At 71.5% G+C, this 24,799-nt stretch carries 22 protein-coding genes and 1 pseudogene; 10 read left to right on the top strand and 13 right to left on the bottom strand.

Going from position 1 to position 24,799, the window contains the following annotated elements; genetic code table 11:
- The coding region (locus KGQ19_RS34570) for an MFS transporter (RefSeq protein ID WP_212017174.1) at positions 1-1,336 on the top strand (1,336 nt) is incomplete at its 5' end.
- Between the two features lie 224 nt (positions 1,337-1,560).
- Positions 1,561-1,938, top strand: a pseudogene (locus KGQ19_RS34575) (RNA polymerase-binding protein RbpA); the annotation flags it as partial.
- 418 nt (positions 1,939-2,356) lie between these two features.
- On the opposite strand, the gene KGQ19_RS34580 reads toward KGQ19_RS34575, so the two are convergent.
- The 4 genes from KGQ19_RS34580 to KGQ19_RS34595 all read right to left on the bottom strand — a co-directional run bounded on the left by KGQ19_RS34580 (position 2,357) and on the right by KGQ19_RS34595 (position 7,835).
- Positions 2,357-3,097 carry a polyprenol monophosphomannose synthase gene (locus tag KGQ19_RS34580; RefSeq protein WP_212017178.1) on the bottom strand — a complete coding sequence of 247 codons (741 nt, stop codon included), beginning with the start codon at positions 3,095-3,097 and terminating at the stop codon, positions 2,357-2,359.
- A complete protein-coding gene (lnt, locus tag KGQ19_RS34585; RefSeq protein ID WP_212017180.1) occupies positions 3,094-4,833 on the bottom strand; it encodes an apolipoprotein N-acyltransferase in 1,740 nt (579 codons plus the stop codon). The genes KGQ19_RS34580 and lnt overlap by 4 nt, the downstream gene beginning before the upstream one ends.
- Before the next feature lie 806 nt (positions 4,834-5,639).
- Positions 5,640-7,301 (bottom strand): amidohydrolase, encoded by a 1,662-nt coding sequence (locus tag KGQ19_RS34590; RefSeq protein WP_212017182.1) that lies wholly within the window; start codon positions 7,299-7,301, stop codon positions 5,640-5,642.
- Between the two features lie 84 nt (positions 7,302-7,385).
- Positions 7,386-7,835: an Lrp/AsnC family transcriptional regulator gene (locus tag KGQ19_RS34595; protein ID WP_212017184.1), complete on the bottom strand. Its 450-nt coding sequence runs from the start codon at positions 7,833-7,835 to the stop codon at positions 7,386-7,388.
- Between the two features lie 56 nt (positions 7,836-7,891).
- On the opposite strand from KGQ19_RS34595, the gene KGQ19_RS34600 reads away from it, so the two are divergent.
- Together KGQ19_RS34600 and KGQ19_RS34605 are read left to right on the top strand one after the other, a co-directional pair.
- Positions 7,892-8,818: an aminoglycoside phosphotransferase family protein gene (locus KGQ19_RS34600; RefSeq protein WP_212017186.1), complete on the top strand. Its 927-nt coding sequence runs from the start codon at positions 7,892-7,894 to the stop codon at positions 8,816-8,818.
- Positions 8,819-8,851: 33 nt separating this feature from the next.
- Positions 8,852-9,802, top strand: a complete 951-nt coding sequence (locus tag KGQ19_RS34605; RefSeq protein ID WP_212017188.1) for a MerR family transcriptional regulator — start codon at positions 8,852-8,854, stop codon at positions 9,800-9,802.
- A 115-nt stretch (positions 9,803-9,917) separates the two neighbouring features.
- Here KGQ19_RS34605 and KGQ19_RS34610 read toward each other — a convergent pair whose 3' ends face one another.
- Together KGQ19_RS34610 and KGQ19_RS34615 are read right to left on the bottom strand one after the other, a co-directional pair.
- Positions 9,918-10,448, bottom strand: coding sequence for an HAD domain-containing protein (locus KGQ19_RS34610; RefSeq protein ID WP_212017190.1), 531 nt, complete (start codon positions 10,446-10,448; stop codon positions 9,918-9,920).
- 89 nt (positions 10,449-10,537) lie between these two features.
- Positions 10,538-11,290: a GNAT family N-acetyltransferase gene (locus KGQ19_RS34615; protein WP_212017192.1), complete on the bottom strand. Its 753-nt coding sequence runs from the start codon at positions 11,288-11,290 to the stop codon at positions 10,538-10,540.
- 236 nt (positions 11,291-11,526) lie between these two features.
- Here KGQ19_RS34615 and KGQ19_RS34620 point away from each other — a divergent pair, with 236 nt between their 5' ends.
- Positions 11,527-12,483 (top strand): tyrosine-type recombinase/integrase, encoded by a 957-nt coding sequence (locus tag KGQ19_RS34620; RefSeq protein WP_212017194.1) that lies wholly within the window; start codon positions 11,527-11,529, stop codon positions 12,481-12,483.
- A gap of 143 nt (positions 12,484-12,626) precedes the next feature.
- On the opposite strand, the gene KGQ19_RS34625 is transcribed toward KGQ19_RS34620, so the two are convergent.
- The 4 genes from KGQ19_RS34625 to KGQ19_RS34640 form a co-directional block, all read right to left on the bottom strand.
- Positions 12,627-13,730 (bottom strand): hypothetical protein, encoded by a 1,104-nt coding sequence (locus tag KGQ19_RS34625; protein WP_212017196.1) that lies wholly within the window; start codon positions 13,728-13,730, stop codon positions 12,627-12,629.
- 216 nt (positions 13,731-13,946) lie between these two features.
- Positions 13,947-15,107 (bottom strand): acyl-CoA dehydrogenase family protein, encoded by a 1,161-nt coding sequence (locus tag KGQ19_RS34630; protein ID WP_212017198.1) that lies wholly within the window; start codon positions 15,105-15,107, stop codon positions 13,947-13,949.
- Positions 15,107-16,264, bottom strand: a complete 1,158-nt coding sequence (locus KGQ19_RS34635; RefSeq protein ID WP_212017200.1) for a M24 family metallopeptidase — start codon at positions 16,262-16,264, stop codon at positions 15,107-15,109. Before KGQ19_RS34635 ends, KGQ19_RS34630 begins: the two co-directional genes overlap by 1 nt.
- 13 nt (positions 16,265-16,277) lie before the next feature.
- Complete coding sequence (locus tag KGQ19_RS34640) at positions 16,278-16,709, bottom strand: hypothetical protein (RefSeq protein ID WP_212017202.1); 432 nt, start codon at positions 16,707-16,709, stop codon at positions 16,278-16,280.
- A gap of 116 nt (positions 16,710-16,825) precedes the next feature.
- On the opposite strand from KGQ19_RS34640, the gene KGQ19_RS34645 reads away from it, so the two are divergent.
- Positions 16,826-17,215, top strand: coding sequence for a VOC family protein (locus tag KGQ19_RS34645; RefSeq protein ID WP_212017204.1), 390 nt, complete (start codon positions 16,826-16,828; stop codon positions 17,213-17,215).
- A 28-nt stretch (positions 17,216-17,243) separates the two neighbouring features.
- On the opposite strand, the gene KGQ19_RS34650 is transcribed toward KGQ19_RS34645, so the two are convergent.
- The 3 genes from KGQ19_RS34650 to KGQ19_RS34660 form a co-directional block, all read right to left on the bottom strand.
- On the bottom strand, positions 17,244-18,233 hold the full coding sequence (locus tag KGQ19_RS34650; protein ID WP_212017206.1) for a hypothetical protein: 990 nt from the start codon (positions 18,231-18,233) through the stop codon (positions 17,244-17,246).
- Positions 18,234-18,440: 207 nt separating this feature from the next.
- Positions 18,441-19,274, bottom strand: coding sequence for a DUF3626 domain-containing protein (locus KGQ19_RS34655; RefSeq protein ID WP_212017208.1), 834 nt, complete (start codon positions 19,272-19,274; stop codon positions 18,441-18,443).
- A gap of 38 nt (positions 19,275-19,312) precedes the next feature.
- Entirely contained in the window at positions 19,313-20,491 is a 1,179-nt protein-coding gene (locus KGQ19_RS34660) for an ROK family protein (protein ID WP_212017210.1), read from the bottom strand.
- Between the two features lie 192 nt (positions 20,492-20,683).
- Here KGQ19_RS34660 and KGQ19_RS34665 point away from each other — a divergent pair, with 192 nt between their 5' ends.
- The 4 genes from KGQ19_RS34665 (at position 20,684) to KGQ19_RS34680 (ending at position 24,785) form a co-directional block, all read left to right on the top strand.
- The gene (locus tag KGQ19_RS34665; RefSeq protein WP_212017212.1) at positions 20,684-21,886 is read left to right on the top strand and encodes a Gfo/Idh/MocA family protein; all 1,203 of its coding nucleotides are present in this window, start codon (positions 20,684-20,686) and stop codon (positions 21,884-21,886) included.
- 1 nt (position 21,887) lies between these two features.
- Complete coding sequence (locus KGQ19_RS34670) at positions 21,888-22,808, top strand: sugar phosphate isomerase/epimerase family protein (protein WP_212017214.1); 921 nt, start codon at positions 21,888-21,890, stop codon at positions 22,806-22,808.
- Positions 22,809-22,938: 130 nt separating this feature from the next.
- Positions 22,939-23,685: a sugar phosphate isomerase/epimerase family protein gene (locus KGQ19_RS34675; protein ID WP_212017216.1), complete on the top strand. Its 747-nt coding sequence runs from the start codon at positions 22,939-22,941 to the stop codon at positions 23,683-23,685.
- Positions 23,682-24,785, top strand: coding sequence for a Gfo/Idh/MocA family protein (locus KGQ19_RS34680; RefSeq protein ID WP_212017218.1), 1,104 nt, complete (start codon positions 23,682-23,684; stop codon positions 24,783-24,785). Before KGQ19_RS34675 ends, KGQ19_RS34680 begins: the two co-directional genes overlap by 4 nt.
- Positions 24,786-24,799 lie beyond the last annotated feature (14 nt).

Below are 24,799 nucleotides of genomic sequence, written 5' to 3' on the forward strand. Positions count from 1 at the left end.
GCCCGACCCCGCCCAGCTCGCCCAGCTCTCCCGCCGCAAAGGCTGGTACCGCTACGCCTGGGGCGCCCACGCCTTCCCGACCACCGTCACCGCGGTCTTCCTCGGCCCCTACCTCACCGACATCGCGCGCAACGCGGCCGGCGGCGACAACCACTACCTGCACCTGGCCGGCCTGAGCATCCGCGCCGAGTCGTTCTACCCCTTCGCCGTCACCGCCGCCGCGCTGCTCCAGGCCGCGATCCTCCCGCTGGTCGGCGCGGCCGCCGACCGCAGCGGCCGGACCCGGGGCATGCTGGCCGGGGCGATGACCCTCGGCGTGGTGGCGAGCCTGCTCTTCTACACCGTCACCGGCGGCGCCTACCTGTGGGGCGGCGCGCTGTTCCTGGCCGCCTCGCTCGGCTACTCCACCGCCAACGTGCTGGCCAACGGCTACCTGCCGACGCTGGCCGCGCCCGACGAGCGCGACGCCATCAGTTCCAAGGGCTGGGCCGTCGGCTACCTCGGCGGCGCCGTGCTGCTCACCGTCAACCTCGTCATCTACACCGCGCACAGCGCGCTGGGCCTGAGCCAGTCGCACGCCGCGCGGGTCGCCCTGGCCTCGGCCGGGCTGTGGTGGCTGGTGTTCGGCACGGCCGGGGTGCGGCGGCTGACCGCCGGCACCTCGCAGCTCCCCAAGGCCCAGCGGCCGGAGTCCGGCACCGGCTACCGGCAGCTCGGCCGCACGCTGGCGGCGCTGTCCCGCAACCGCAACGCCCTGCTGTTCCTGCTCGCGTACATGGCCTACAACGAGGGCGTGCAGACGGTCATCTCCTTCGCCTCCACCTACGGCACCAAGCAGCTGGACCTCGGCCAGTCGGTGATGGCCAGCGCGATCCTGGTGGTGCAGTTCGTGGCGTTCGGCGGCGCGCTGTGGATGGGGCGGCTGGCCGCCCGGCACGGGACCCGGCGCACGATCAGCGGCTCGCTGGTGGTGTGGATCGTGCTGCTGGCCGCGGCGTTCACGATGACCAAGCACGCCGCGTGGCAGTTCTACCTCCTGGGCTGCGCGATCGGCCTGGTGCTGGGCGGCACCCAGGCGCTGTCGCGCTCGCTGTTCGCGCAGATCATCCCGGCCGGGCAGGAGAGCGAGTACTTCGGGCTCTACGAGGTCAGCCAGAACGGGGTGGCCTGGATCGGGTCGCTGACCGTGGCGCTGGCGATCCAGTTCACCGGCTCCTACCGGCTGGCGATCATCTCCCTGGTGGCGTTCTTCGCCCTCGGTTTGGTACTACTGGCCCGCACGGATCTGCGCACCGCGATCCGCACCGCCGGGAACCCGGTCCCAGAGCGCCTGTGATCGACACCCGGGCCGTGAACACCCTGTGTGACGAAACCCACGTCGCACTACTCCTATGAGCTGACTAAAGACGTTTGCCCGTTTTTGCCCGGTGGAACCCATCCGTGGGAGGCTCAGGGAGCACACCCGCCCAGGGCTACCGGCCACGCCAACCGGTCCCGCCCGGAACAAAACGTGCGCCGCGAGGCGTTGTGAGCGGGTGAGACGATCTGGAGGGAACACCAATGAGCGAGCGGGCACTGCGCGGGACGCGCCTCGGCGCGACCAGCTATGAAAGCGACGCGGGGATCGACTTCGCCCCCCGCCAGGACATCGAGTACGTGTGCCCGAACGAGCACCGCTTCGTGATGCCGTTCTCGGTGGAGGCCGACGTGCCGCCGACCTGGGAATGCAAGGTCTGTGGCGCCGTGGCCCTGGTGGTGGACGGCACCGCGCCGGAGGAGAAGGCCGGCAAGCCGGCCCGCACCCACTGGGACATGCTGCTGGAGCGGCGCACCGTGGCCGACCTGGAGGAAGTGCTGGCCGAGCGGCTGGCCGTGCTGCGTGACGGCGGCATCGTCAACCACGAGGTCATCCGCCCCGCCCCGGCCCGCACCATGGCGGGACGGGCGAAGAAGTCGGCCGCCGCCGCCAAGGCGTCCTCGGTCAAGAGCCCGGCCGCCCCGGCCGGCAAGCCGAAGACCACCGCGAGCCGTTCCGGCGCCCGCAAGGCCGCCGCACACACGTCCGACTGAACCTGGCTGACTGAACCGGCTCAGTGATCTGTACTGAACCGATTCATTGATCTGTACTGAACCGGCTCAGTGACCTGTGTCGGCCATGCCCGGCCGACCGATCCCGGCCACGAACCGCCGAGCCGGCGGGCACGATCCGCGCACAGAACCCATCATTACGACTACAGTAGGAATAGCGCATCCGCCCATCGAGAGCGGAGCGCCCACAAACCCCGAGCCGCACTGCATCCCCCCGACAGTGCGGCTCGGGCCTTTTCGTGTTCGAACCCTGAGAAAGCTCCGGCGCTCAACGCCGTCCGAGCAGTCGGCTCACCCGGTACTTCAGCCCCCACACCGTGGTCCGCCACAGCGCCTCGGCGACGATGTTCGCGCTCATCTTCGACGCCCCGAGTTCGCGTTCGACGAAGGTGATCGGGACCTCGACCACCTTCATCCCGGCCCGGACGGTGCGCCAGGCCAGGTCCACTTGGAAGGTGTAGCCGGCGCTGGCGACCGTGGAAAGCTCTATGCGCTCCAGGGTCTCGCGGCGGAACAGGCGGTAGCCGCCGGTAGCGTCGGCCAGCCGCATGCCGGTGACCAGCCGGACCCAGGTGTTGCCGCCCTTGGACAGGATCTCGCGGTGCTTGGGCCAGCCGACGGTCTTGCCGCCGGGGACGTAGCGCGAGCCCAGCACCAGGTCAGCGTCCTGCTCCACCAGTGCCTTCAGCAGCGCCGGGAAGTCCTCGGGCCGGTGCGAGCCGTCGGCGTCCATCTCGCAGATGACGTCGTAGTCGTGCTCGATGCCCCAGGCGAAGCCGGCGAGGTAGGCCTTGCCCAGGCCCTCCTTGCCGGCCCGGTGCATGACCTTGACCCGCTCGTCCTTGTCGGCCAACTCCTCGGCCAGCTTGCCGGTGCCGTCCGGGGAGTTGTCGTCGGCGACGAGCACGTGCACGTCCGGGTTGGCCGCATGAACCCGGGCGACGATCGTCCGGAGATTCTCGGCCTCGTTGTACGTCGGGATGATCACCAGGACGCGCAGGTTCGTCAACGCGCTCGGCCTTTCGCTGCGGTTTGGAGGTCGGCGTCGCCGGCGGCCCCGCTGGGGGTCCCGTCGCCGTCCAGGGCACCGGGCAGAGTATCGACTGGAGTTCTGAAACCCGGGATCAGTGCCCGAACACGCCGCAGTGTCGTGGCGGCCCCGCTCAGGCCGATCGCGGCCAGCAGGCCGAGCAGCGCGAAGACGTATTCCGGCCAGGCTCCGACCCGGTCGGCCAGGGAGAGCGTGGTGTTCCGCCGGACCTGCATGTCCAGGTAGCGGGCCTGGTATTCGCCGGTCTGGGCCAGGATCTTGCCGTGCGGGTCGATGACCGCCGAGACACCGGACGTGGCGGCCTCCATGGTCCAGCGGCCGTGCTCGACCGCGCGGAACCGGGCGATCGCCAGCTGCTGGTAGGTCTGGCCGGTACCCATGTAGGAGGCGTTGTTGCTGGGCACCAGCAGCACCTGGCCGCCGCCCTTGACCGCGTTGCGGACCACGTCGTCGTAGGCGACCTCGAAGCAGATGACGGCGGCCACGGTGACCCCGCTGAGGGTCAGCACGCCCTTGCCGTGGCCGGGCACGAAGTCGCGCGGGATCATGTTGAACCGCGTGATCAGCTTGGTCAGGATGCCGCGGAAGGGCAGGTACTCGCCGAACGGCACCAGGTGGGTCTTGTCATAGGTGGCGCCCATGCCGCCGCCGGGATCCGGGGTCCAGACGATCAGCCGGTTCAGCACGTTGGTGCCCGCGGCGTTGGCGTTGATCACCGCGCCGACCAGCACCGGCACCCCGACGTCGTCCACGGCCTGCTGGATCTGGCCGGCGACGCCCGGATCGGAGTAGGGGTCCATGTCCGAGCCGTTCTCCGGCCACACCACGAAGTCCGGCTTGGCCGCCTTGCCCGAGCGGATGTCGGCGGCCAGGACCTCGGTCTCCTTGATGTGGTTGTCCAGGACCGCGGCCTCCTGCTCGTCGCGGCCGAAGCCGACGCGCGGCACGTTGCCCTGGATCAGCGCGATGCGGACCGGCGGCCCGGAGTCCGGGGACGTCAACGGGACGGCGAAGCCCAGGGAGGGGATCACCAGCGCCCCGACCACCATCACCGCGGCCCATCTGGTCCCGGTCTGCCCGAACCCGGCGCCCAGCGTCCCGGCCTGCCGTTCGCGCCACACGATCAGCGCCGCGCGCCACAGCAGCGCCCCGGACAGCGCGACCGCGAAGGTCACCAGCGGCGCCCCGCCGACGGCCGCGAGCGGGGTGAACGGCGAATCGGGCTGGGAGAACGCCAAGCGTCCCCAGGAGAAGCCGCCGAAGGGCCAGCGGGACCGGCCGTACTCCTCGGTCACCCACAGGCAGGCCTGCCACAGCGGCGCGAACCGCATCACCGACACCCGCGCCATGCCCCAGCCGAACGGGACGAAGTACAGCGACTCGACGATGCCGACGGCTTCCTGCGCACCGGGCCCGAAGACCCGCAGCCACTGGAACATCACCCAGCAGAAGCCGGTGCCGAACCAGAACCCGATGAGCAGCCCGCGACGCCCGGTCCGCCCGGCGACCAGCGCCGAGAACGCGGCGACCGCCAGCGGCGCCACCGGCCACCAGCCGATCGGCGCGAACGCCAGGTTCAGCGCGGCCCCGGCCAGCAGGGCCAGGGCGGCCAGCCGGACCGTTTCGGCGCTGGGCCGACCGGGCCGCCGGAACCACCGCCGCCGGCGGGTACCGGCCTCATCCACGTTCGCCACCAGCGGGACCCACCCTAGAAAAGATCTGCGGACACACCTTGAGCGCACTTTATACGAGCAGGGTGTGAATCCAGGTTCTCAAGATTGGGCCGGTCTGGAAACAGACTTCACCTGGTGGAAAGCCGCAGGACACCTTCGGCGGTGAGCATGAAAGCGGCCTCACCAGCACCGATCCTGAGCAGTACGGATCCTCAGCAGTACGGATCCTCACCAGTACCGATCCGGCGGCCGGCGGGCCCGACGGCCGCCAGCCCGCACGCGAAAACCCGGCGGCACCCTTCGGACCGGCTGCGGACCCGTTGGTTGCGAGTCCCGCACGCCGTTGTCTACTGGATCCGCCGGGTTCCCGGTGAAGACCCACCATCGTTCGCCGCATCCGCCGCCATGCCCCCGCCAAGCGCTTCGGCGCCGGATCGCACCGCGGCGAGAGGAGGACCACCGTGCGACGCGTGCGGCCGGTGGACGTGGTCACCGACGCTACCCGGACTCCAGGGACTCCTGTCAACCAGTGATCCGACCACTCGTGGCCTGCACGAACGCGACAAACTCGCAGGTCAGAGCGCCGTTGGCGAAAGCGGGCGGGCCGGGCGACGATCACTCGGAAGGGCGCGGGGGATATTTGTGACCGAACTGTGCTGAAGCAGCGGGGGTGAGGCTGCGGGCGAGTGGTCGCGGCGGCTCAATACCTCAACGGGATGCGGCAGGGCACCGGGAGTCGGTGGGGCGGTAGATCGGCATGGCGGCAGAAGCCGGCGGATCGGCGGATCCGGCGGATCGGCAAACCACTCCCACTCCCCGCGCCGCAGCTACCCCTCCGCGAGCCGCCCCGCGTCGAACACCGTGCGGCCCCGCACGACCGTGCGGGTCGCGGTCGGCAGCGGCCGGCCCGGCGTCAGGTCCGGCAGCCCCGGCACGCCCGAGCGCGGGTCCGTGGACCACGCCGACAGCCGCTCGTCGGCCGCCTGCACCACCACGTCCTCCGGCGCCACGTCCCACACCGCGTACGTCGCCGGCTCGCCGACCCGCAGCACGCCGGTCGCGGTCGCCCGCGCCCCCAGCGCGCGCCAGCCGCCGCGGGTGTGGGCCGCGAACGCCGCGCGGACCGAGACCCGGTGCTCCGGGGTCTGGTGGAACGCCGCGGCGCGCACCGTGCCCCACGGGTCCAGCGGCGTCACCGGCGCGTCCGAGCCGAACGCCAGCGGGACGCCGGCCTTCTGCAGCGCCGCGAAGGGGTTCATCGCCCGGGCCCGCTCGGCGCCCAGCCGCTCCACATACATCCCGTCCGGGCCGCCCCACGCCGCGTCGAACGCCGGTTGCACGCTGGCCACGATCCCGAAGTCCAACAGCCGCTGGATGCCGCCCTCGGGGATCAGCTCCGCGTGCTCGACCCGGTGCCCGAGGCGGTAGAGCGCGTCGCGGCCCACCTTGGCCGCGGCCGCGTCGAAGCCGTCGAGCAGCGTGGCCATCGCCGCGTCGCCGATGACGTGGAAACCGGCCTGCATCCCGGCCTGCGTGCACTCCACCACATGGGACGCCACCTGCTCAGCACTCGCATACGCCGCGCCGAGCGTGTCCTTGTCGGCGTAGGGGTGCGCCAGGCACGCGGTGTGCGAGCCGATCGCGCCGTCCAGGAACAGGTCCCCGCCGGCCCCGACCGCGCCCAGGAAGGCCGCCTTCTCGGCCCCGCCGAACTCGCCCCAGTACCCGAACACCTCGGGCCTGCCGGCCTCCAGACCGGAGGCCAGCACCTGGAGGAAGTCCGCCTCGCCGCTGATGTCCGGGCCGCCGCACTCGTGGACCGCGCCGATCCCCAGCTCCGCCGCCCGGCGCAGCGCCGCCGCCTGCAACTCACCGCGGGCCCCGGTGCTCAGCATGCTGAAAGCCGCCTTGCGCACCAGGTGGTGCGCCTGCTGCCGCAGCTGCCCGGACTCGTCGAACCCGACCGCGCCGCGCGCCTGCGGCACCGCCGCGATCAGCGCCGAGGACGCCAGCGCGCTGTGCACGTCGGCCCGCGACAGGTACGCCGGCCGGCCGCCGACGGCACGGTCCAGCTCGGCCGGCGTCGGCGCGCGCCGCTCCGGCCACTTCGACTCGTCCCAGCCCTGGCCGATCACCATCGCGCCGGCCGGGACGGTCGCGGCGAACGCGGCGATCCGGTCCAGGGCGGCGGCCAGCGTCGGCACGTCGTGCAGGTCCAGGCCGGCGACCAGCAGGCCGGTGGAGGTGAGGTGCACGTGCGCGTCGACGAACGCCGGGGTCACCAGCGCGCCGCGCAGCTCGACGATCTCCTCGACGGAATCCGCGTGCGCGACGTCCGCCGCGCTGTCCGAGCCCAGCCAGGCCACCGCGCCGTCCTCGACCAGCATCGCCGTCGCGAAGGGCTCCTCCGGCGAGTGGATGGTCCCGCCGCGCAGCAGCACGCGGGCCGGGGTCGGACGATCGGGGTCGGGCGGGGCGGTGTCGGTCATACGGAACAGTGTCTCGTATGCCTGGACAGGGCTGCGCCGACCTCCGGGAGCCGGGCACCGGTTGGGCCGCCAGGCGCACTCGGCTCAGGCCGGTGTCGTCCCCCGCATCCGGGCCTCGAACGGCGTCGAGAGCACGACCGTGGTCCGGGTGGACACCTCGGCGTCCGTCCGGATCCGGGCCAGCAGCGACTCCAACTCCCCCGGCGTCCCGACCCGCACCTTCAAGATGTAGTTCTCATCCCCGGCGACGCTATAGCAGTCCTCGACCTCCACCAGGCCCTTCAGCCGGTCCGGCACGTCGTCCGGCGCCGCCGGGTCGATCGGCTTCACCGAGATGAACGCCGTCAGGCTCAGCCCCAGCGCCTCGGGGTCCACCACGGCCCGGAACCCCCGCAGCACCCCGCGCTCCTCCAGCTTCTGCACCCGCTGGTGCACCGCCGAGGTCGACAGCCCGATCAGCTTGCCGAGGTCGGTGTAGCTCATCCGGCCGTCGGCGACCAGCGCCGTCACGATGTGCCTGTCGATATCGTCCACGGGCCCACGGTAAATCCTGGGGCGCCCGGCCGCCTACACGGCATACCCTGCCGATCATGGCGGATCCCAAGATGCATCCGGACGAAGCCGACACCGACGCCGCACTGGTGGAGCGGCTGCTGGCCGGACAGTTCCGGCACTGGGCACATTTGCCGGTGCGGCGCGTGGAATCCACCGGGACGGACAACGCGATGTTCCGGATCGGTACGGAGCTGTGCGTGCGGCTGCCGCGGATCGAGGGGGCGGTTCGCGCGTTGCGCCGCGAGCAGCGGTGGCTTCCGGTGCTCGCGCCGCAGCTGCCGCTCGCGGTGCCGGTGGCCCTGGGGATCGGGGAACCCACAGATGAATATCCGTATCCTTGGTCAGTGCTGCCGTGGATCGACGGCGAGCCGGCCACGCGGCAGGCACTCGCTGAGGGCGGTATCGGCTCGGGCCGGAGCAACGCGTCAACGGCCGCGGTGGACCTCGCCGGGTTCCTCAAGGCCCTGAACGCGGCCGACACCACCGGCGGTCCGGCCCCGATCGCCGGCAGCCGGGGCACGCCGATCACCGGGCGCGACGAAACCGTGCGCGCCATGGTCGCCGAGCTCGGTGCGAGCCTGGACTCGGCGGCCGTGCTCGCCGCGTGGGAGCGCGTCATGGACACCCCGGCGTGGCCCCACGAGCCGGTCTGGATCCACTCCGACCTCCAGGGCGGCAACCTCATCGCCCGCGACGGCCGGCTGGCCGCGGTCATCGACTTCGCCCCCTCGCTCGGTGACCCCGCCGTCGGGCTGCTCCCGGCCTGGAACCTGTTCGAGGGCGAGGCGCGGGCCGCGTTCCGCGAGGCGCTGGGCGTGGACGACGACACGTGGGAGCGCGGACGCGGCTGGGCCCTGTCGATCGCTCTCGTCGCGCTGCCGTATTACACGCGGTTGGGCACCAATCCGCGGATCGTCGCCGACTCCTGGCACGACATCGACGAGATTCTGAAAGCGGCTTGAGTCTCCATCTAGTGGAGGCCCGAAGGTGGGGGCATGGACGACGGAGACACCTCCTACAGCCACTTCACCATCGGCGACCTGGCCCGACGCACCGGACTGCCGGTGCGGACGATCCGGTTCTACGCCGATGAGGGCGTCGTCCCGGAAACCGGCCGCACCCCGGCCGGCTACCGCGTCTACGACGTCGACGCCGTGGCCCGCCTGGACCTGGTCCGGACGCTGCGCGATCTCGGGGTCGATCTGCCGACCGTGCGGCGGGTGCTGGCGCGCGAGGCGGCCTTGGCCGAGGTCGCCGCCGCGCACGCCGAAGCGCTGGACGTGCAGATCCGGACGCTGCGCCTGCGGCGCGCGGTGCTGGGCGCGGTGGCCGCTCGGGGTGCCTCTCATCAGGAGATGGACTTGATGCACAGGATCGCTCGCATGTCGGACGCCGAACGCCGGCGGATGATCGAGGACTTCGCCGACAGCGTCTTCGGCGGCGTCGACGCCAACCCGGAGCTGGTCGAGATGGTCCGCGCGGCCACCCCGGAGCTGCCCGACGACGCCACGGCCGAGCAGGTCGAGGCGTGGATCGAGCTGGCCGAGCTGACGCAGGACCCGGATTTCCGGGCCAGCGTGCGGCGGATGGCCGAGTACCAGGCCGCTGAGCGGGCCGCGGGGGACACGACCGGGCTGCACCACGAGCTGACGGCGGTGGTGCGGGAGCGGATCGGCCGGGCGGTCGCCGACGGCGTCGATCCCGAATCCGCGGCCGCCGACCCGGTGATCGCCGAACTGGCCGCGCGCTACGCCGGCACGTTCGGGAAGCCGGACGACGCGGCGCTGCGGGAGTGGCTGTGGCGGCGGCTGGAGGTCGCCGCCGATCCGCGGGTGGAGCGGTATTGGCGGCTGCTGGCGGCGATCAACCGGTGGCCGGAGCCGGAGAGCCTGGGGCCGGTGTTCGACTGGTTCCTGCGGGCTCTGCGGGTGCGGATCGGGCGGTAGGGCTGGGCGGTAGGAGCCGGGCAGTCGCGGCCAGGCGGTCGGCGGCCAGGCGGTAGGGGCCCAGGCGGTCACGGCCAGGTGCCAGGCGCCTCAGGCAGTCTGGTCGGCCGCGGCCTCAGGACGCGGCGGGGTGGCGGTTGTCGGGACCGCCACTCTCATCGGTCCCTTCCCCGGCTCCCTCCCCTCCCCCTTCATCGCCGCGCACCGTCCGCAGCCACTGCTCCAGCACCTCGAAGTCCGGCCCGGTGAGCCCGAGCAGCGCCCCCACGTGGTGCACCAGCGCACGCCCCGGATGGTGCTCGGCGACCCAGTCCCGGTCCGAGGCCGTGACCTCGTCGTCGGCCCAGGCGAAGTCCCGCCCGCCAGCCCACTCGACCACCTGCCGGGTCTTCCAGTGCAGGTTGAAGTACTCATCGAGGGCGTCCTGCGCGGCCGTCGACTCCCGCCACTCCACCACCGGCAGCCGCGGCAACCCGAGCCGCGGCGCTATCTCGTCGTTCGCCCCGTGCTCCCACGCGGTGGCCCACACCAACTCCCCCGGCAGCGCGGCCAGCCGCCGCCCCAGATCCGCTCCGATATCGTCGGGTTCGGTGCCGAAGGGCAACACGACCCCGTCGACGTCCAGGAACAGCAACGGCGCGCTCATACTACCCACGGTATGTCAGTGTCCTCAGAATGCCAGCGGAAGCGGCGGATCACGCCACCGTCCGCCCCGCTACGCCACCTCACGGGGCCTCACGGGGCTGCCCGCACCAGTTCCACGGTCCCGCCCACCCGCTGGCCGCCCAGGCTCGTGAGCAGCGTCTGGGAGCCGACGTTGGTCACGTCCGCCTCGGCCGTCACATGCGTGCGGCCGCGCTGGTGCGCGATGGCGAAGACTTCGGCGAGAAGGGCCTTCGCCAAGCCCTGCCGCCGATGGGAGCCGGCCACCGCGATCAGCCCCAGCCGCGGACCGGCCTGACGCCACCACACCCGCACCAGACCGACCTGGCGGCCCTCGGCGGTGACCGCGACCAGGTAGGTGGCCGGATCGAAGTCCGGGCAGAACGTCTCGGCCGCGAACTCCTCCGGCGTCCAGCACCAGCCGTCGGCGCCGGGCACGTCCTGGCGCAACGCGTCGTCGAGCCGCCGGAGGACGTCCACGTCCACATCGGCCGCGCTCACGAAAGCGATGCCCGGCGGGATCGGCACGCCGGCCAACCCGGTCCGAGCGGGATCGGTCGGGATCACGAAGTCGTCCTCGGCACGATGGACGATGAACCCGCCGTCGAGCAACGCCTCGCGGGTCCGCTCGTCCGCGACGTCGACCGTCACGAACACGGGACCGGGCACCGCCGCCGCCAGCGCCGGGTACGCCTCCGGCGCGCAGTCCTGGAACTCCAGCCAGCGCCGCCGGTCCGGCCGCACCCACAGCTCCGCCCGGCCCACGACAGTCCCGTCGCGCCGGGCCGTCCAGCGCCCCGCAGGTTCTTCAACGATCGACAGCATCCGCACACCCTAGTCACGCTCCCCGCCGCCCCACGATCGAATATCCGCGCCCCCGAAACCACCGCGAAACCGTCCCGAAACCGCCTGCGCCGCCCGAAACCTGTCAGTCCCCTGCTCTAGCGTGATCCGCGCGGGCCGCTTGGTGTGGCAAGCTGGAGGTCAGGTGCGAGGCCCGTTATCTGATGTCCAACAACCGGTGAGAGGAACGTGCCGTGCCGCAGAAGCGGGAGAGGCGGATGAGCCCGGCCGCCGTGCCCATCGGGGCCTGGACCGAGCGGGTCATCACCGAGCGGGAGGTCAGCAAGGCGCGGGCGCGCCAGTTGCGGTGGGTGGCCGGGGAGCTGGCGTTGGTGCGCAACCATGAGGAGTTCCCGTTCCGGGACGCGACCGATGCCGTCGACCTGCTGCAGCCCGGGCCGATAACGGCCTACCTCGATCTGGCCGCGCGCGGGGAGCTGCGGCGGCGGGCCAAGGCCGGGGACGCGCACGCGACCAACGCCTCCATGCGGATCCGGGCCGACTGCCTGAAGATCCTCGGTGAGCACGGCGGCATCCTGGTCGACGTCCCGGACCGCCCGGGCCTGCCGGAGCTGCGCGAGACCGTGGACGGCCCCTCCCGCTCCCAGCTGCGCGACTACCTCGCCAAGCGCGCGGAGCACGTCGGCGCGCCGGCCGCGCGGGTCCGGTTGTTCGCGCTGATCGGCGTGGAGTTGGACACCGGTGCGCGGGTCGGGGAGCTCGCGGCGCTGACCTTGGCCGACCTCGCCGACGATCTCAGCACCGTGCAGGTGGTGCGCCGACCGCAGGCCCGCACCGTGAGCGAGGCGGTGCACGACACGGTGAAGCTCTCGGACGGGACCCGCGCCGCCCTCAAGGCCTGGCTGGAAGTGCGGGAGGCGCTGGTCCAGCCGCTGCACGGCAACGCCAAGGCGCTGTGGGTCTCGGTGATGCCGAACCACGCCGGCCACCTGAACGTCGAGGGCGAGGCCATCCGCCGGCCGCCGGGCATGCCCCTGATGCCGCGCGGCATGCAGCGTGCTTATACGCGCGCCGTCGTCGAGGCGAACATGGCGCTGGCCGGCTCGCCCGGCTGGCTCCCCCTGCCGGTGCGCTTCGAGCAATTGCGACGCGCGGTCACCGAAAAACACCGGCACGACGACGACGCCGAAACCACCGAGACCGCCGACGAGTAGCGAAGAGCACGGTCCAAGAAAACAGAAACACTAAGACAGAAAACTGCGGCGGCCCGTGGAAGACTCCACGGACCGCCGCTCCCCTATGTGCTAAACGCAGGATTCAGCAGCCGCTGCTGAAGGTGCCCCGTGCGCTGGCGTGGTTACTGCTGCTGAGGCGGCTGCTGCTGCCCGGGCATGTAACCGGGCTGCACGGCCTGCGTCGGCTGGTTGGCCGCCGGGTCGTAGCCGCCCCACTGCTGCTGGCCCTGCTGCGGGGGCTGCGGGTTGCCCCACTGCTGCTGCCCCTGCTGCTGGCCCTGCTGCGGCGTTTGGTCCTGGGCCGGCGGCTGCTGCTGCGGCTGCGGCTGACCCCAGCCGCCCTGCTGCTGCGGCTGCGGCTGGCCGTAGCCCTGCTGGCCCTGCTGCTGGCCGTAGCCCTGCTGAGCCTGCTGGCCGTAGCCCTGCTGCTGGTACGCCTGCTGGCCGTAACCGCCGGCCGAGGCGGTGGCCGCGGACTGGTTGATCGACAGCTGCGCCAGCACCGCGAACACCACGCCGATCAGCGCCGCGGCCAGAGCGATGTAAGCGCCCAGACCCAGACCGATCGAGTACTTGGCGCCCGCGCCCGCCTCGGCGGCGAGGCCCTTCTTGGCCTCGGAGGTCTTGCCGTTCCAGTAGATCGCGCCGATCACGGCGGCGACGAACGCCGCGCCGCTGCCGCCGACCGCGATCCAGCCGGACAGCTGGGTCTTCATCACGAACACCATCACCACGCCGGCGACCGCGATGACCGCGGTGATCACCAGGATCCACGCCCACGCGGAGGTGTAGCCGGTGTCGCCGGACCCGGAGGGGCCGCCCTTCACCGAGCTGGAGGTGGAACCCTTGCCCCAGTCGGTGATCGTGACGGTCGCGCTCTGACCCTCGGCCGTGATCTTCGTGCTGAACCAGGCCAGGAAGGTCATGACGGCCGCGACCACGGCCAGGCCGCCGGAGACGTAGAAGCCCCAGACCTTGCCCCAGGTCGCCGTCTCGCCGCTCGACGAACCGCCGGTACCGCCCAGGTAAGCGGCGCCACCGTACTGCTGCTGTTGCTGGGCCGGCTGCTGGGCCTGCCCGTACTGGGGCTGCTGCGCGCCCCCCCACTGACCGCCGCCCTGCGGCTGCGCGGGCTGCTGTTGTCCCCAACCCGGCTGCGGCTGCTGCGCGGGCTGCTGTCCCCATCCCCCGGGCTGGGGGTAGTTCTGATTCGGCTGCTGCGTCATGGGCAGCACGGTACAGGGTCTGCCGATGTGCTGATAAGACGATCGGCGACCTGACGGTGAAAGGTCCCGATTCCTCCCACTCTGGGAATGCGGGGTTTTTCCTCGAGACCCGGCTTTCTACGTATGCGGTTGTACGGTGCCTGTCATCGCGGCCCTCACCAACCTGCCGCCGAGCCGGCCAACCGGTCCGACGGCAGGGCGATGATCACGAACTCGTCACGAACGGGTAAGCGCTCTACTGATAACGAGACGCTGAACCTGATTGGTTCCCTCGACGATCTGGAGCACCTTGGCCTCGCGCATGTACCGCTCGACGGGAAAGTCCGCCGTATAACCGTAACCCCCGAAGACCTGCACCGCGTCGGTGGTCACCTTCATCGCCATATCGGTGCAGAACAGCTTGGCCATCGCGGCCTCGGTCCCGTAGGGCAGCCCGGCGTCCCGGCGCCGCGCTGCCGTCAGGTACGCCGCCCGCCCGACCGCCACCGACGTCGCCATGTCGGCCAGCATGAACCCGACGCCCTGGAACTCGGCGATCGGATGCCCGAACTGCTGCCGGGAGCTCGCGTAGTCCACCGCCGCGTCCAACGCCGCCTGCGCGACACCGACCGCGCACGCCGCGATACCCAGCCGCCCGGCCTCCAGCGCCGACAGCGCGATGGAGAACCCCTGGCCCTCCACCCCGATCAACCGCTCCGCCGGGATCCGCGCCCCGTCCAGCAGCACCTGCGCGGTCACCGAGCCCCGCATGCCCATCTTGTTCTCGGGCTTGCCGAAGCCCAGCCCCGGCGTCCCGGCCTCGGCCAGCAGGGCACTGACCCCCTTGGCGCCGTCGTCGGAGGTGCGGACCATCAGGGTGTAGAAGTCGGCGTGGCCGGAGTGGGTGATCCAGGCCTTGGTACCGGTGACCACATACGCGTCGGCGGCGGTGTCCCCGGACCGCACCGCGCGGGTGGTGAGCGCCGCGGCGTCGGACCCGGACTGCGGCTCGGACAGGCAGTACGCACCCAGCTGGTCCCCGCCGAGCATGCCCGGCAGCCACTTCTCCTTCTGTTCCTCGCTGCCGAAGTTCGCCAGGCCGTAGCAGGCCAGGGAATGCACCGACACGCCCAGGCCGATGGTGAGCCAGTTGCGGGCCAGCTCCTCGACCACTTGGAGGTAGACCTCATAGGGCTGCCCGCCGCCGCCGTACTTCTCGTCATACGGCAGGCTCAGCAGACCGGCCTGGCCGAGGGTCCGGAACACCTCGCGCGGGAAGCGCTCGGCCGCCTCGTACTCGGCCGCACGCGGCGCGAGCTCCTTGGCGCACAGTTCCTGAACCAGCTCAAAAAGGGCACGCGACTCATCGTTGGGCAGCGTCCGCTCGACCGCGACCATCAGAGGTCCACCACCACGAGTTCACGGGTGGTCAGGTTCAGACGCTCACCACCGTCGGCGGTGCACACGGCGATGTCCTCGATCCGCGCGCCGTGCTTGCCCGCGAGGTAGATGCCGGGCTCGATGGAGAAGGCCATGCCCGGCTCCAGCGGACGGGCCGAGCCGGAGACGATATAGGGCTCCTCGTGCGTCTCCAGGCCGATGCCGTGGCCGGTGCGGTGGATGAACTTGTCGCCGTAGCCGGCGGCCGTGATCAGGTCGCGGCCGACCGCGTCCAGCTCCTCGGCGGTGATGCCGGGGCGGACGGCCTCGCACTGCGCCGTCTGCGCGGCCAGCAGGACCGCGAAGTACTCGGCGTACTCGGCCGAGGGCGCGCCGAGGCTGTAGTTGCGGGTGGAGTCCGAGCAGTAGCCGTCCGGCATCGCGCCGCCGATGTCCACGACCACCTGGTCCCCGGCCTGGATCACCCGGTCGGACAGCTCGTGGTGCGGGGAGGCGCCGTTCGGACCGGAGCCGACGATGACGAAGTCGACGGTGGCGTGCCCGGCGGCCAGGATCGCGTCGGCGATGTCCTGCCCGACCTCGCGCTCGGTCCGGCCGGGACGCAGCCACTCGGGCACGCGGCGGTGCACGGCGTCGATCGCCGCCCCCGCCGCACGCAGGGACTCCACCTCCGCGGCGGTCTTGCGCATCCGCAGGTCGGACAGCACCTGCCCGGCCAGCACCTGCTCGGCGCCGGGCAGCACCCGCCGGAAGTTGAGGACCTTCTCGGCCCACATGTGGTTGTCCACGCCCACGGTCCGCGGCGCGCCGGCTCCGGGCAGGCGGGACGCGACCAGCGCGTAGGGGTCGTCGGTCTCGTTCCACGGAACGATGTCCAGGCCGAGCCCGCCCAGCGGCGAGGCCTCGGCGGCGGGCTTCTCCAGCGCCGGCACGACCATCAGGGGGTCGCCACCGGCCGGCAGCACCAGGCAGGTGAGGCGTTCCAGCGGCAGCGCCTCGTAACCCGTCAGGTAGCGCAGGTCGGCACCAGGGCTGATCAGGAGGGCGTCCATACCGGCCTCGGAGGCAGCCTTTTGGGCGCGGGCGAGGCGGTCGGTCAGATCATGTGTGTGGTGTGTCACGAGGGTCAGGATAGTGGCCGGACGAGGTTCCATCGATGCGGAGGTATCAGCAGATGTCCGGCGTGGCCCGCCAGGACTCCCGGCGGCGTAACACACGCCACAGCGGCACCCCGGCCCCGGCCACGAACAGGCCGAACAGCGACATCGGGGTCAGGTACAGGACGTGCACGGGATGGGCGACCACCGCGGCCCAGTTGTAGTGCCAGTTCGCCGGCAGGTCGGCGGCCATGATCGCCACGCCGAGCGGGACGACGGCCCGATGGGCGCGCAGGGCCAGGTAGACCGCGAGCGAGTCCCATACGACGAGCGTGTAGTAGAGCGCCTGCGACGGCCACCAGACCGCATCGTAGGCGTGGACACCGGCGCTGACGATTTGCTGGACATGCGAACCCGCGCCTTCCAGGAAGCCGATCGCGTAGACGGCGAGCGCCAGCTGAACCCACCGCGGCAGCCCGGCCCATCTCGTCCAACGCCGCATAGCCCCCGCAATCCCCGTAGCCCCCATGCAGGCCACCGTAGCGACGCCACGGACCCCGACACCAGATGCCCCGCTCCACCGCGACAGCCCCTCCCGGCGCGACTACTGTCAGCCCCATGAGCGCGAAAGCCGCCGCGATCAGCATCGTCGTCGCGGATCTGTCCGTGTCCATCGCCTTCTACGAACACTTCGGCCTCACCTTCACCACCCCCGAGTCCGCCGACGGGCACGCCGAGGCGGATCTCGGGGACGGGCTGCGGCTCATGCTCGACACCGAGGAGTCGGTCCAGGCCTTCACCTCGGCCTGGAACCGGCCCTTCGGCAGTCCGCGCACCGCGCTGTGCTTCCAGTTCGAGACCCCGAACGACGTCGACGCGAAGTTCGGCGAGCTGATGGAGGCCGGTTTCCATGGCTTCCGCGGGCCGTGGGACGCACCGTGGGGTCAGCGTTATGCGTCGGTCATCGATCCGGATGGCAGCGGCGTGGATCTGTTCGCGCCGCTATAGGAACCCGACGCGTTAGAAGCCCGACGCGTTAGGAAGTCGACCAATTGAAGGTGGTCGACGTGGCGTCGATGTTCAGGCTCATGTTGCACTCCTGGTCGGCGACGAAGTCGCTGAACGAGGGCGAGGTCTGAGCGTTGTTGTTGTCGTACACGGCGATGTCCGAGAAATTGATGCCGCCGTTGGACGGGAAGTAGTCGCAGCCGTTCGCCCCGTAGGACTCGAACGTCCCGCCCTGGGCGCTGGTGTAGGACTCGTCGGTGGTGACGGACAGCGTGCTCTGCTGACCCGACTGGTTGTCCTGGGTGATGATCTGCCAGGTGCACCCGGTGCCGTCCGACGCGCAGCCCGAGGCGCGGACCGAGGCCGTCACCGTGTCGCCGGGGGCGGTCGCGACGTTCTGGCCGGTCTCGCTGTTGCTGCCCGTGACGTACCAGGACGTCAGGTAGTAGTCCGATTCACCGTTGCCCCAGGTCAGCACCGGCTGGACTATGGAGTCCCCGGCGCTCGGCTCGAGGGAGGAGAAGAAGAAGTTCGTCGCGCCGTCGGTGGTCGGCGGGCTGGGGACGGTGTAGGTCGAGGTGATGCCGGTCAGGTAGTTCGGGGCGTTCCACCAGCTGGCCTGGAGCCAGCCGTTGGTGCTGAACGCCGGCTTCGCGACGGCCCGCTTCGCCGCCGCGGACTGCGCGGCCGCCTGTGCGGCGGTCACCAGCCGCGGGTGCGGGCAGGGCTTGAACGGGGCCTGCTTGACGCCGTTGGCCAGCACGACGCTGTCGCCGTGCATCGAGGCTCCGGCCGGGAGCGTGTGCACGCAGGTCTTGTACATCAGACCGTCGGGGGTCTTGACCCAGTCCGGCGAGTGCAGCGCCGCTGCGTAGGCGGCCGGGTCACTGCTGACCGGGCCGGCTGCGGGGGTGGACTGGGGGGCCGTCCCGGCGGCCGCGTCCGGCCCGGCGTTGTTCGCCGCGGCCTGCGCGCTGCCCGCGGTCCCGGCCGCGATCAACAGCAGGGCCGCGATCACGATCCTCGCCTTGGGCAAGGATCGCGGGTTTCTGAAGCGAATGGACACTGTTCCCACTTCCCAGAGTGTGATGGCACGACAGTGCTCTGATAATCACTCTGAGTGAAGTCCGCTCAATGCCTGATGGCAAGGGGCTGAGTCGGACTTGTCGAATCCTTTGCACTCCGCTGGACAATTCCGGGTGAAGCTGTGGCGTGCCCGAGCCGCTCAGCCTTGCATCCCGAAGCGCGCCACGTAGTGCCACACCCGCTTCAGCGACTGCGGATCGTACTTCTCCGTCGCGGCCGCCTGCCCGATCACGCGCGGGGTCAGCAGACCGTCCGGCGCGATCTCCCGGGCCAGCTCGATGAACTCCGGCCCCCGATAGTCCGGGTGGCGCGCCATCTCCTCCAGCGTCAGCCGGAATCCCGGGTGCCAGTCCAGGCGGCAGGGCAGCTCGCGCGCCTGCTCCTCGATCTCCGTGCCCTGATAACAGGGGTCGAGGACCAGTGCCTCGACATCGCGGTCGAGCCGCACCGGGCCGTGGACCTGAGCCTCGATGTAGTCGTCGAGGGCGTCGGCGGCGGTGTCGGCCAGGGCCGGGGCGATCAGATCCATGGCCGTCGCGACACCGAAGTCCTCGGGCTCCAGGTAGCTGTCCGGGTAGCAGAACGTGGCGCGTTGGACGGCCTGCGCATCGAGGAGGAAGTACGCCGATCCGAAGCGCGGGGCGGCTCCGACCGGCTTGGCGCGGAAGTTCAGTGCTCCGTAGACCGGCCGTTCGTCGGCGGTGGCGTGGTCGTAGGCGCCGCCGAAGATGCGGCTCTCCCAGCGCCGGCGGTCGCCGCCGGGGTGGGCGGTCAGGCCGCCGTTGCTGGTGCCGGTGACGAACTGGGAGTGGTAGACCCCGGCTGCGGCGAGCGCCGTGAGGATCGGCGGTTCGCCGCGATCGGGATGGAAGTTCAGCGTGACGCGCAGTGCGCCGTCCACCCGCGGTCCCGAAGAACGCGCCGCCACATGTGCCAGCGCCTGTCGCGCCGAATCCGCCACCCCATCGGTCATGGCGGCAGTATGCCCGATGACGATCACACGTCCGGCGATCACACGTCCCCGATGATTCCGGCCATCCCCTCGGCCGACAGCAGGTGCCGCGCGGCCAGCCGCACCGCGCCGAGCATCCCCGCGCGCTCCCCCAGCACCGAGGTCTCGATCGCCAGGCTGCGGGTGGCCAGGGGCAGCGCACGCCGGTAGATCACAGCCCGCACATCCGCGAGCAGGTCCTCGTGCAGCTGCGCCAGGATCCCGCCGATGACGATCGTGTCCGGGTTGTGGAAGGAGACCAGGGAGGCCAGCACCTCGCCGATCCGCTGCCCGGCCAGCCGCACCTGGCGCCGGGCCGCCGCGTGCCCCTCGGAGACCAGCCGGACCACGTCGGCGGCCCGTGTCGCGTCGCTCCCCTGCGCCCGCAACGCCGCCGCTATCGCCGCGCCGGAGGCCACCGCCTCCACGCAGCCGGTGTTGCCGCAGTGGCACAGCACGTCCTCGTGCCCCGGCAGCTGGATGTGCCCGATGTCGCCGGCCGCGCCGGACGCGCCGCGGTGCAGGACGCCGTCGGAGACGATGCCGCAGCCGATGCCGGTGCCGACCTTCACATACAGCAGGTGCCGGCTGTCCCGCCGGTTCGTGTACTCGCCGAGGGCCATCGCGTTGACGTCGTTGTCGACCAGGACCGGCGCGGCGTAGCGGCCTTCGAAGAAGGCCGGGACCCGGCAGCCGTCCCAGCCGGCCATGATCGGCGGGCGGACCACGGTGCCGCTGGCGAACTCCACCGGACCCGGGACGCCGATGCCGACGGCGCGCAGGTGCGCCGCCGGGCGGCCGACTTCGGCCAGGAGTTCTTCCAAGTCGGCGCGCACGCCGCCGAGCACCGCCTCGGGACCGGCGTTGATGTCGATCGACCGCGCCCGTTCGGCCAGGACCCGGCCGGACAGGGTGGCCACGGCCAGCCGGCTGTGGGTGGCGCCGAGGTCGCAGCCCGCGACCACGATCTGCTGATCGGACAGGTCCAGCGCCAGGGGCGGCCGGCCGCGGTCGGTGGCGGCCGGTTCGGTCTCGACCAGCAGGCCGCGCTCGATGAGCAGGTCCACGCGCTGCGCTATGGCCGCGCGGGAGAGCCCGGTGGCGCCGACGATCGCCGAGCGCGTGGTGGCCGCACCGTCCGCGACCAGGCCCGCGAGCTCGCTGAGCGATGCCATCCGGCGCTTGGCCGCACTGTTCATCAGACCCCTCCCGACCGGTTTCCCGGCTGCTGCTTTATGACAGAACTAAGCCTAATGATGACTCTTGTCAGTCGTAAAGGGCGGCCATATCGTCGATTGCGAGAGCTGGTGAGGGCCGGCCTCGGCGGTGGGATCACCGATATCGGGTGGGATCACCGGTGGTGCGGGTGTGCTGATCTGGAGGGTGTGCTGATGACGGTGCGGGCGGGCATTGCCGGAGCGGGCATGGTCGCGGCGGTGCACGCCGACGCGATCCGCCGCGCCGGGGGCGCCGTCATCGGCGTCGCGGCCTCGACGCCGGAGCGGTCGAAAGCGGCGGCTGCCAGGCTTGGAGCCGACCTCGCCTTCCATTCCGCCTCGGAGCTGGCTGTCTCCGGCGAGATCGACGTGCTGCACGTCTGCACGCCCAACGCGCTGCACGGCCCGCTGGTCCGCGCGGCGCTGGCGGCGGGCAAGCACGTGGTCTGCGAGAAGCCGCTGTCCTTGACCGGCACGGACTCCGACGAACTGGTGGCCCTGGCCGCCGAGTCGGGACTGGTGAACGCCGTCCCGCTGGTCTACCGGTACGCGCCGCTGACCGTTGAGGCCCGCGAGCGCGTACGCGCCGGACAGATCGGCGCCATCCGCCTCATCCACGGCCACTACCTGCAGGACTGGCTGGCCCGGCCGGAGGACAACAACTGGCGGGTGGACCCGGCCGTCGGCGGCGCGTCCCGGGCGTTCGCCGACATCGGCTCGCACTGGTGCGACCTGGTCGAGTGGATCAGCGGGCACCGGATCAGCGAACTGACCGCCGCCGCGCAGACCGTGCTTCCGCGGCGTTCGGCGGCCGGCCACGAGACTTTCGCCGGGACTGAGGCGGAAAGCCCGGCGACAAGAAGCCCGGCGCAAGACGCAACGGAATCGGCACAAATCGCCGTCACCACCGAGGACGCCGTCCAGGTCCTGTTCCGCACCGACCGGGGCGCGACCGGCGCGCTGGTCGTCTCGCAGGTCTCGCCGGGCCGCAAGAACCGGCTCTGGTTCGAGATCGACGGGGCCGAGCGCAGCGTCTCCTACGACGGCGAAGACCCCGAGTCCCTGCTCCTGGGCGGCCGGGACCGCACCGAGATCGTGCGCCGCGACGCCCTGTCGCCGGGGGCCGGCCGGATCAACGCCGTGCCCGCCGGGCATCCCTGGGGCTACCGCGACTGCTTCGCGGCGTTCACCGAGGACGTCTACGCCGCGATCCGCGACCACTCGGCGAGCCGTGACCACTCAACGAGCCGCGGCCCGCGGACCGCCGCCGAACCGGCGCCGGCCTACCCGACCTTCGCCGACGCCGCCCGCACCGCCCACATCACCGACGCGGTCCTGACTTCGGCCGCACACCGTTCCTGGATCGAGGTGTCCTGACGTGAAACTCGGTTTCCTCACGGCCTGCCTGCCGCAGGTCCCGCTCGCGGACATCGCCGCCTGGGCGGCCGAAAACGACTACGCCGCCTTGGAGGTCGCGGTCTGGCCGAAGGTCGGGGGCCGGGAGTTCGAGGCCGGCCACATCGACGTCGCGCACTTCGACGACGGGCAGGCCGGCGACGTCACCGAACTGTTCGCCAAGCACGGCCTGACCCTGTCGTCGCTGGCGTACTACGAGAACAACCTGCACCCCGACGAGGAGCGGCGCCAGGAGATCGGCACGCACCTCCGGCACGCCGTGGACGCCGCGGCCCGGCTCGGCGTGGAGACGGTCGGCACCTTCATCGGGCGCCACCCCGGGCTGAGCGTGAAGCAGAACATCACGCTGGCCGAGCAGACCTTCCCGCGGCTGATCGACTACGCCGGCGAGCGCGGCGTGAAGATCATCATCGAGAACTGCGTCATGGAGGGCTGGCACCCCGACGGGTACCCGGGGAACCTCGCCTACTCCCCCGAACTGTGGGAGTGGATGTTCTCGCTCGGGCTGTACCTGAACTACGACCCCTCGCACCTGCTGTGGATCGGCATCGACCCGGTCACCGCGCTGAAGCCGTATGTCGACCGGATCCCGCACGCGCAGGCCAAGGACACGCAGCTGGACCCGGTCGCCCGCAACCGGTACGGCTTCTTCGGCAAGACCCTGAGCCGCGAGCACCCCTGGGACGAGGGCTGGTGGCGCTACCGCGTCCCGGGCCTGGGCCAGGTGGACTGGAGCGGCGTCGTGGACGCCCTTTACGAGGGCGGGTTCACCGGGGTGCTGAGCGTGGAGCACGAGGACCCGGTGTGGGGCGGCACCGAGGAGAAGGTCAAGCAGGGACTGCGGATCGCCCACCGCACGCTGTCCCCGCTCATCGTCGGCTGAGGCGGACGCCACCGCCGGTAGAGCGAAGAGCACCGAACGCCGCCGGCCGGGCCGCCACCCGCGGCCGGTGCGGAGCACTGACGACCGCTGAACCGCTTAATCGCTGAACACTTCGAACGAAGGCCAGGCCATGACCCGCAAGCCAAGCGTCCAGCTCTACTCTGTCCGCGACCACATGAACGACCGCGAAGCCACCCTGAAGCGGCTCGCCGACATCGGCTTCACCGCCGTCGAGCCCTACGACCCGACGACCGACCCGGCCGGCTTCCGCGCCCTGGCCGACGACCTGGGCCTGACCGTCTCCGGCGCGCACGCCGGGGCGCTGCTGCGCGAGCCGGACCCGGCGCCGGTGTTCGAGGCCGTCGCCACCTTGGGCACCGACCTGCCGATCCTGCCCGGCGGCATCCCGGAGGAGGACTTCAAGACCCACGACGGGCTCAAGCACGTCGCCGACCGGCTGAACGCGCTGGCGGCGAAGGCCGCCGAGACCGGTCTGCGCTTCGGCTACCACAACCACTACTGGGAGTTCGAGCCGGTGCTGGACGGCCGGCACGCGCTGGAGATCCTGGCCGACCTGGTCGACCCGGCGGTGGTGTTCGAGATCGACACCTACTGGTCCTCGGTCGGCGGCGCCGACACCCCGGCGGTCCTGGAACGCCTGGGCGAGCGCGTGGTGGCCCTGCATGTGAAGGACGGACCGGTCGTCAAGGGCGAGCCGAACGTGGCCGTCGGCACCGGCGCGATGCCGATTCCGGCCGTCCTGGCCGCCGCGCCGGCGGACGCGTGGCGAGTGATCGAGTTCGACGAAGCCGCCACCGACATCTTCGAGGCACTGGCGGCGAGCCTGGCCTACGTGAACGGTCTGGAGGCGGCATGAGCGGGAGCGGGCCGGTCGGCGTCGCGATCATCGGCGCGGGCAACATCAGCTCGCAGTACCTGGGCAACCTGACGCGCTTCCCGGACCTGAACGTCGTGGCCGTCGCCGACCTCGACGTCCCGCGCGCCGCTGCCGCCGCCGCGGAGTACGGCGTGCCGGCCTCCGGCTCAGTCCCGGACGTGCTGGCACTGCCCGAGGTGGAACTGGTCGTCAACCTGACCATCCCGGCCGCCCACGCCGACGTGGCGTTGCAGGCACTGGCCGCCGGCAAGCACGTCTACGGCGAGAAGCCACTCGCCCTGGACCCGGCGGCGGCCCGCAAGGTGCTGGCCGAGGCGAACGAGCGCGGACTGCGGGTCGGCAACGCGCCGGACACGTTCCTGGGCGCGGGATTGCAGACGGCGCTACGGGCCGTGACCTCCGGCACGATCGGCACGCCGGTAGCAGCCGCCGCCGCGTTCCAGAGCCCGGGCCCGGAGAGCTGGCACCCGAGCCCGGAGTTCCTGTTCGCCGTGGGCGCGGGCCCCCTGTTCGACATGGGCCCGTACTACCTGACCGCGCTGGTGGCACTGCTCGGGCCGGTCGGCACCGTGGCCGCCACCGGGCACAAGTCCCGCGAGTCGCGCGTCATCGGCTCCGGCCCCAAGGCCGGGACGGCGTTCCCGGTCGAGGTACCGACGCACGTCACGGCCCTGCTGGAGTTCCGCAGCGGCGCCGGCGCCACCACCACGCTGAGCTTCGACTCACCGCTGCCCCGGCAGAGCATCGAAATCACCGGCACCGAAGCCACCCTGCTGGTCCCGGACCCGAACCAGTTCGACGGCACACTGCACCTACGGCGCCCCGGAGCGAAGGAGGCCGAGCAGATCCCGGCCACCGGCACCTCGGTCGGTCGCGGGATCGGCGTGCTGGACATGGCACGGGCCCTGCGTTCCGGGACGGCCCACCGCGCGTCCGGGGAGCTGGCGCTGCATGTGCTGGATGTGATGGCGGCTATCGCGGGGTCGGCACAGAGTGCGGCGTTCGAGGATGTGCCTGCGTGGACGGAGAAGCTGGAGGCGCTGCCGGAGGATTGGGATCCGCTGGAGGCGACGCTTTGAGTGGTGGGTGGGTG

This window comes from Catenulispora pinistramenti (assembly GCF_018274385.1).
Taxonomy (GTDB): domain Bacteria; phylum Actinomycetota; class Actinomycetes; order Streptomycetales; family Catenulisporaceae; genus Catenulispora; species Catenulispora pinistramenti.

Bases quoted from the DNA above. Each gene is read 5' to 3' on its own strand.
- KGQ19_RS34635 (WP_212017200.1), bottom strand. From the start codon at position 16,264: ATGGAACCTCGTCCGGCCACTATCCTGACCCTCGTGACACACCACACA.
- KGQ19_RS34660 (WP_212017210.1), bottom strand. From the start codon at position 20,491: ATGAACAGTGCGGCCAAGCGCCGGATGGCATCGCTCAGCGAGCTCGCG.
- KGQ19_RS34645 (WP_212017204.1), top strand. From the start codon at position 16,826: ATGAGCGCGAAAGCCGCCGCGATCAGCATCGTCGTCGCGGATCTGTCC.
- KGQ19_RS34605 (WP_212017188.1), top strand. From the start codon at position 8,852: ATGGACGACGGAGACACCTCCTACAGCCACTTCACCATCGGCGACCTG.
- KGQ19_RS34665 (WP_212017212.1), top strand. From the start codon at position 20,684: ATGACGGTGCGGGCGGGCATTGCCGGAGCGGGCATGGTCGCGGCGGTG.
- KGQ19_RS34680 (WP_212017218.1), top strand. From the start codon at position 23,682: ATGAGCGGGAGCGGGCCGGTCGGCGTCGCGATCATCGGCGCGGGCAAC.
- KGQ19_RS34610 (WP_212017190.1), bottom strand. From the start codon at position 10,448: ATGAGCGCGCCGTTGCTGTTCCTGGACGTCGACGGGGTCGTGTTGCCC.
- KGQ19_RS34590 (WP_212017182.1), bottom strand. From the start codon at position 7,301: ATGACCGACACCGCCCCGCCCGACCCCGATCGTCCGACCCCGGCCCGC.
- KGQ19_RS34625 (WP_212017196.1), bottom strand. From the start codon at position 13,730: ATGACGCAGCAGCCGAATCAGAACTACCCCCAGCCCGGGGGATGGGGA.
- KGQ19_RS34620 (WP_212017194.1), top strand. From the start codon at position 11,527: ATGAGCCCGGCCGCCGTGCCCATCGGGGCCTGGACCGAGCGGGTCATC.
- KGQ19_RS34640 (WP_212017202.1), bottom strand. From the start codon at position 16,709: ATGCGGCGTTGGACGAGATGGGCCGGGCTGCCGCGGTGGGTTCAGCTG.
- KGQ19_RS34655 (WP_212017208.1), bottom strand. From the start codon at position 19,274: ATGACCGATGGGGTGGCGGATTCGGCGCGACAGGCGCTGGCACATGTG.
- KGQ19_RS34600 (WP_212017186.1), top strand. From the start codon at position 7,892: ATGGCGGATCCCAAGATGCATCCGGACGAAGCCGACACCGACGCCGCA.
- KGQ19_RS34675 (WP_212017216.1), top strand. From the start codon at position 22,939: ATGACCCGCAAGCCAAGCGTCCAGCTCTACTCTGTCCGCGACCACATG.
- KGQ19_RS34630 (WP_212017198.1), bottom strand. From the start codon at position 15,107: ATGGTCGCGGTCGAGCGGACGCTGCCCAACGATGAGTCGCGTGCCCTT.
- KGQ19_RS34615 (WP_212017192.1), bottom strand. From the start codon at position 11,290: ATGCTGTCGATCGTTGAAGAACCTGCGGGGCGCTGGACGGCCCGGCGC.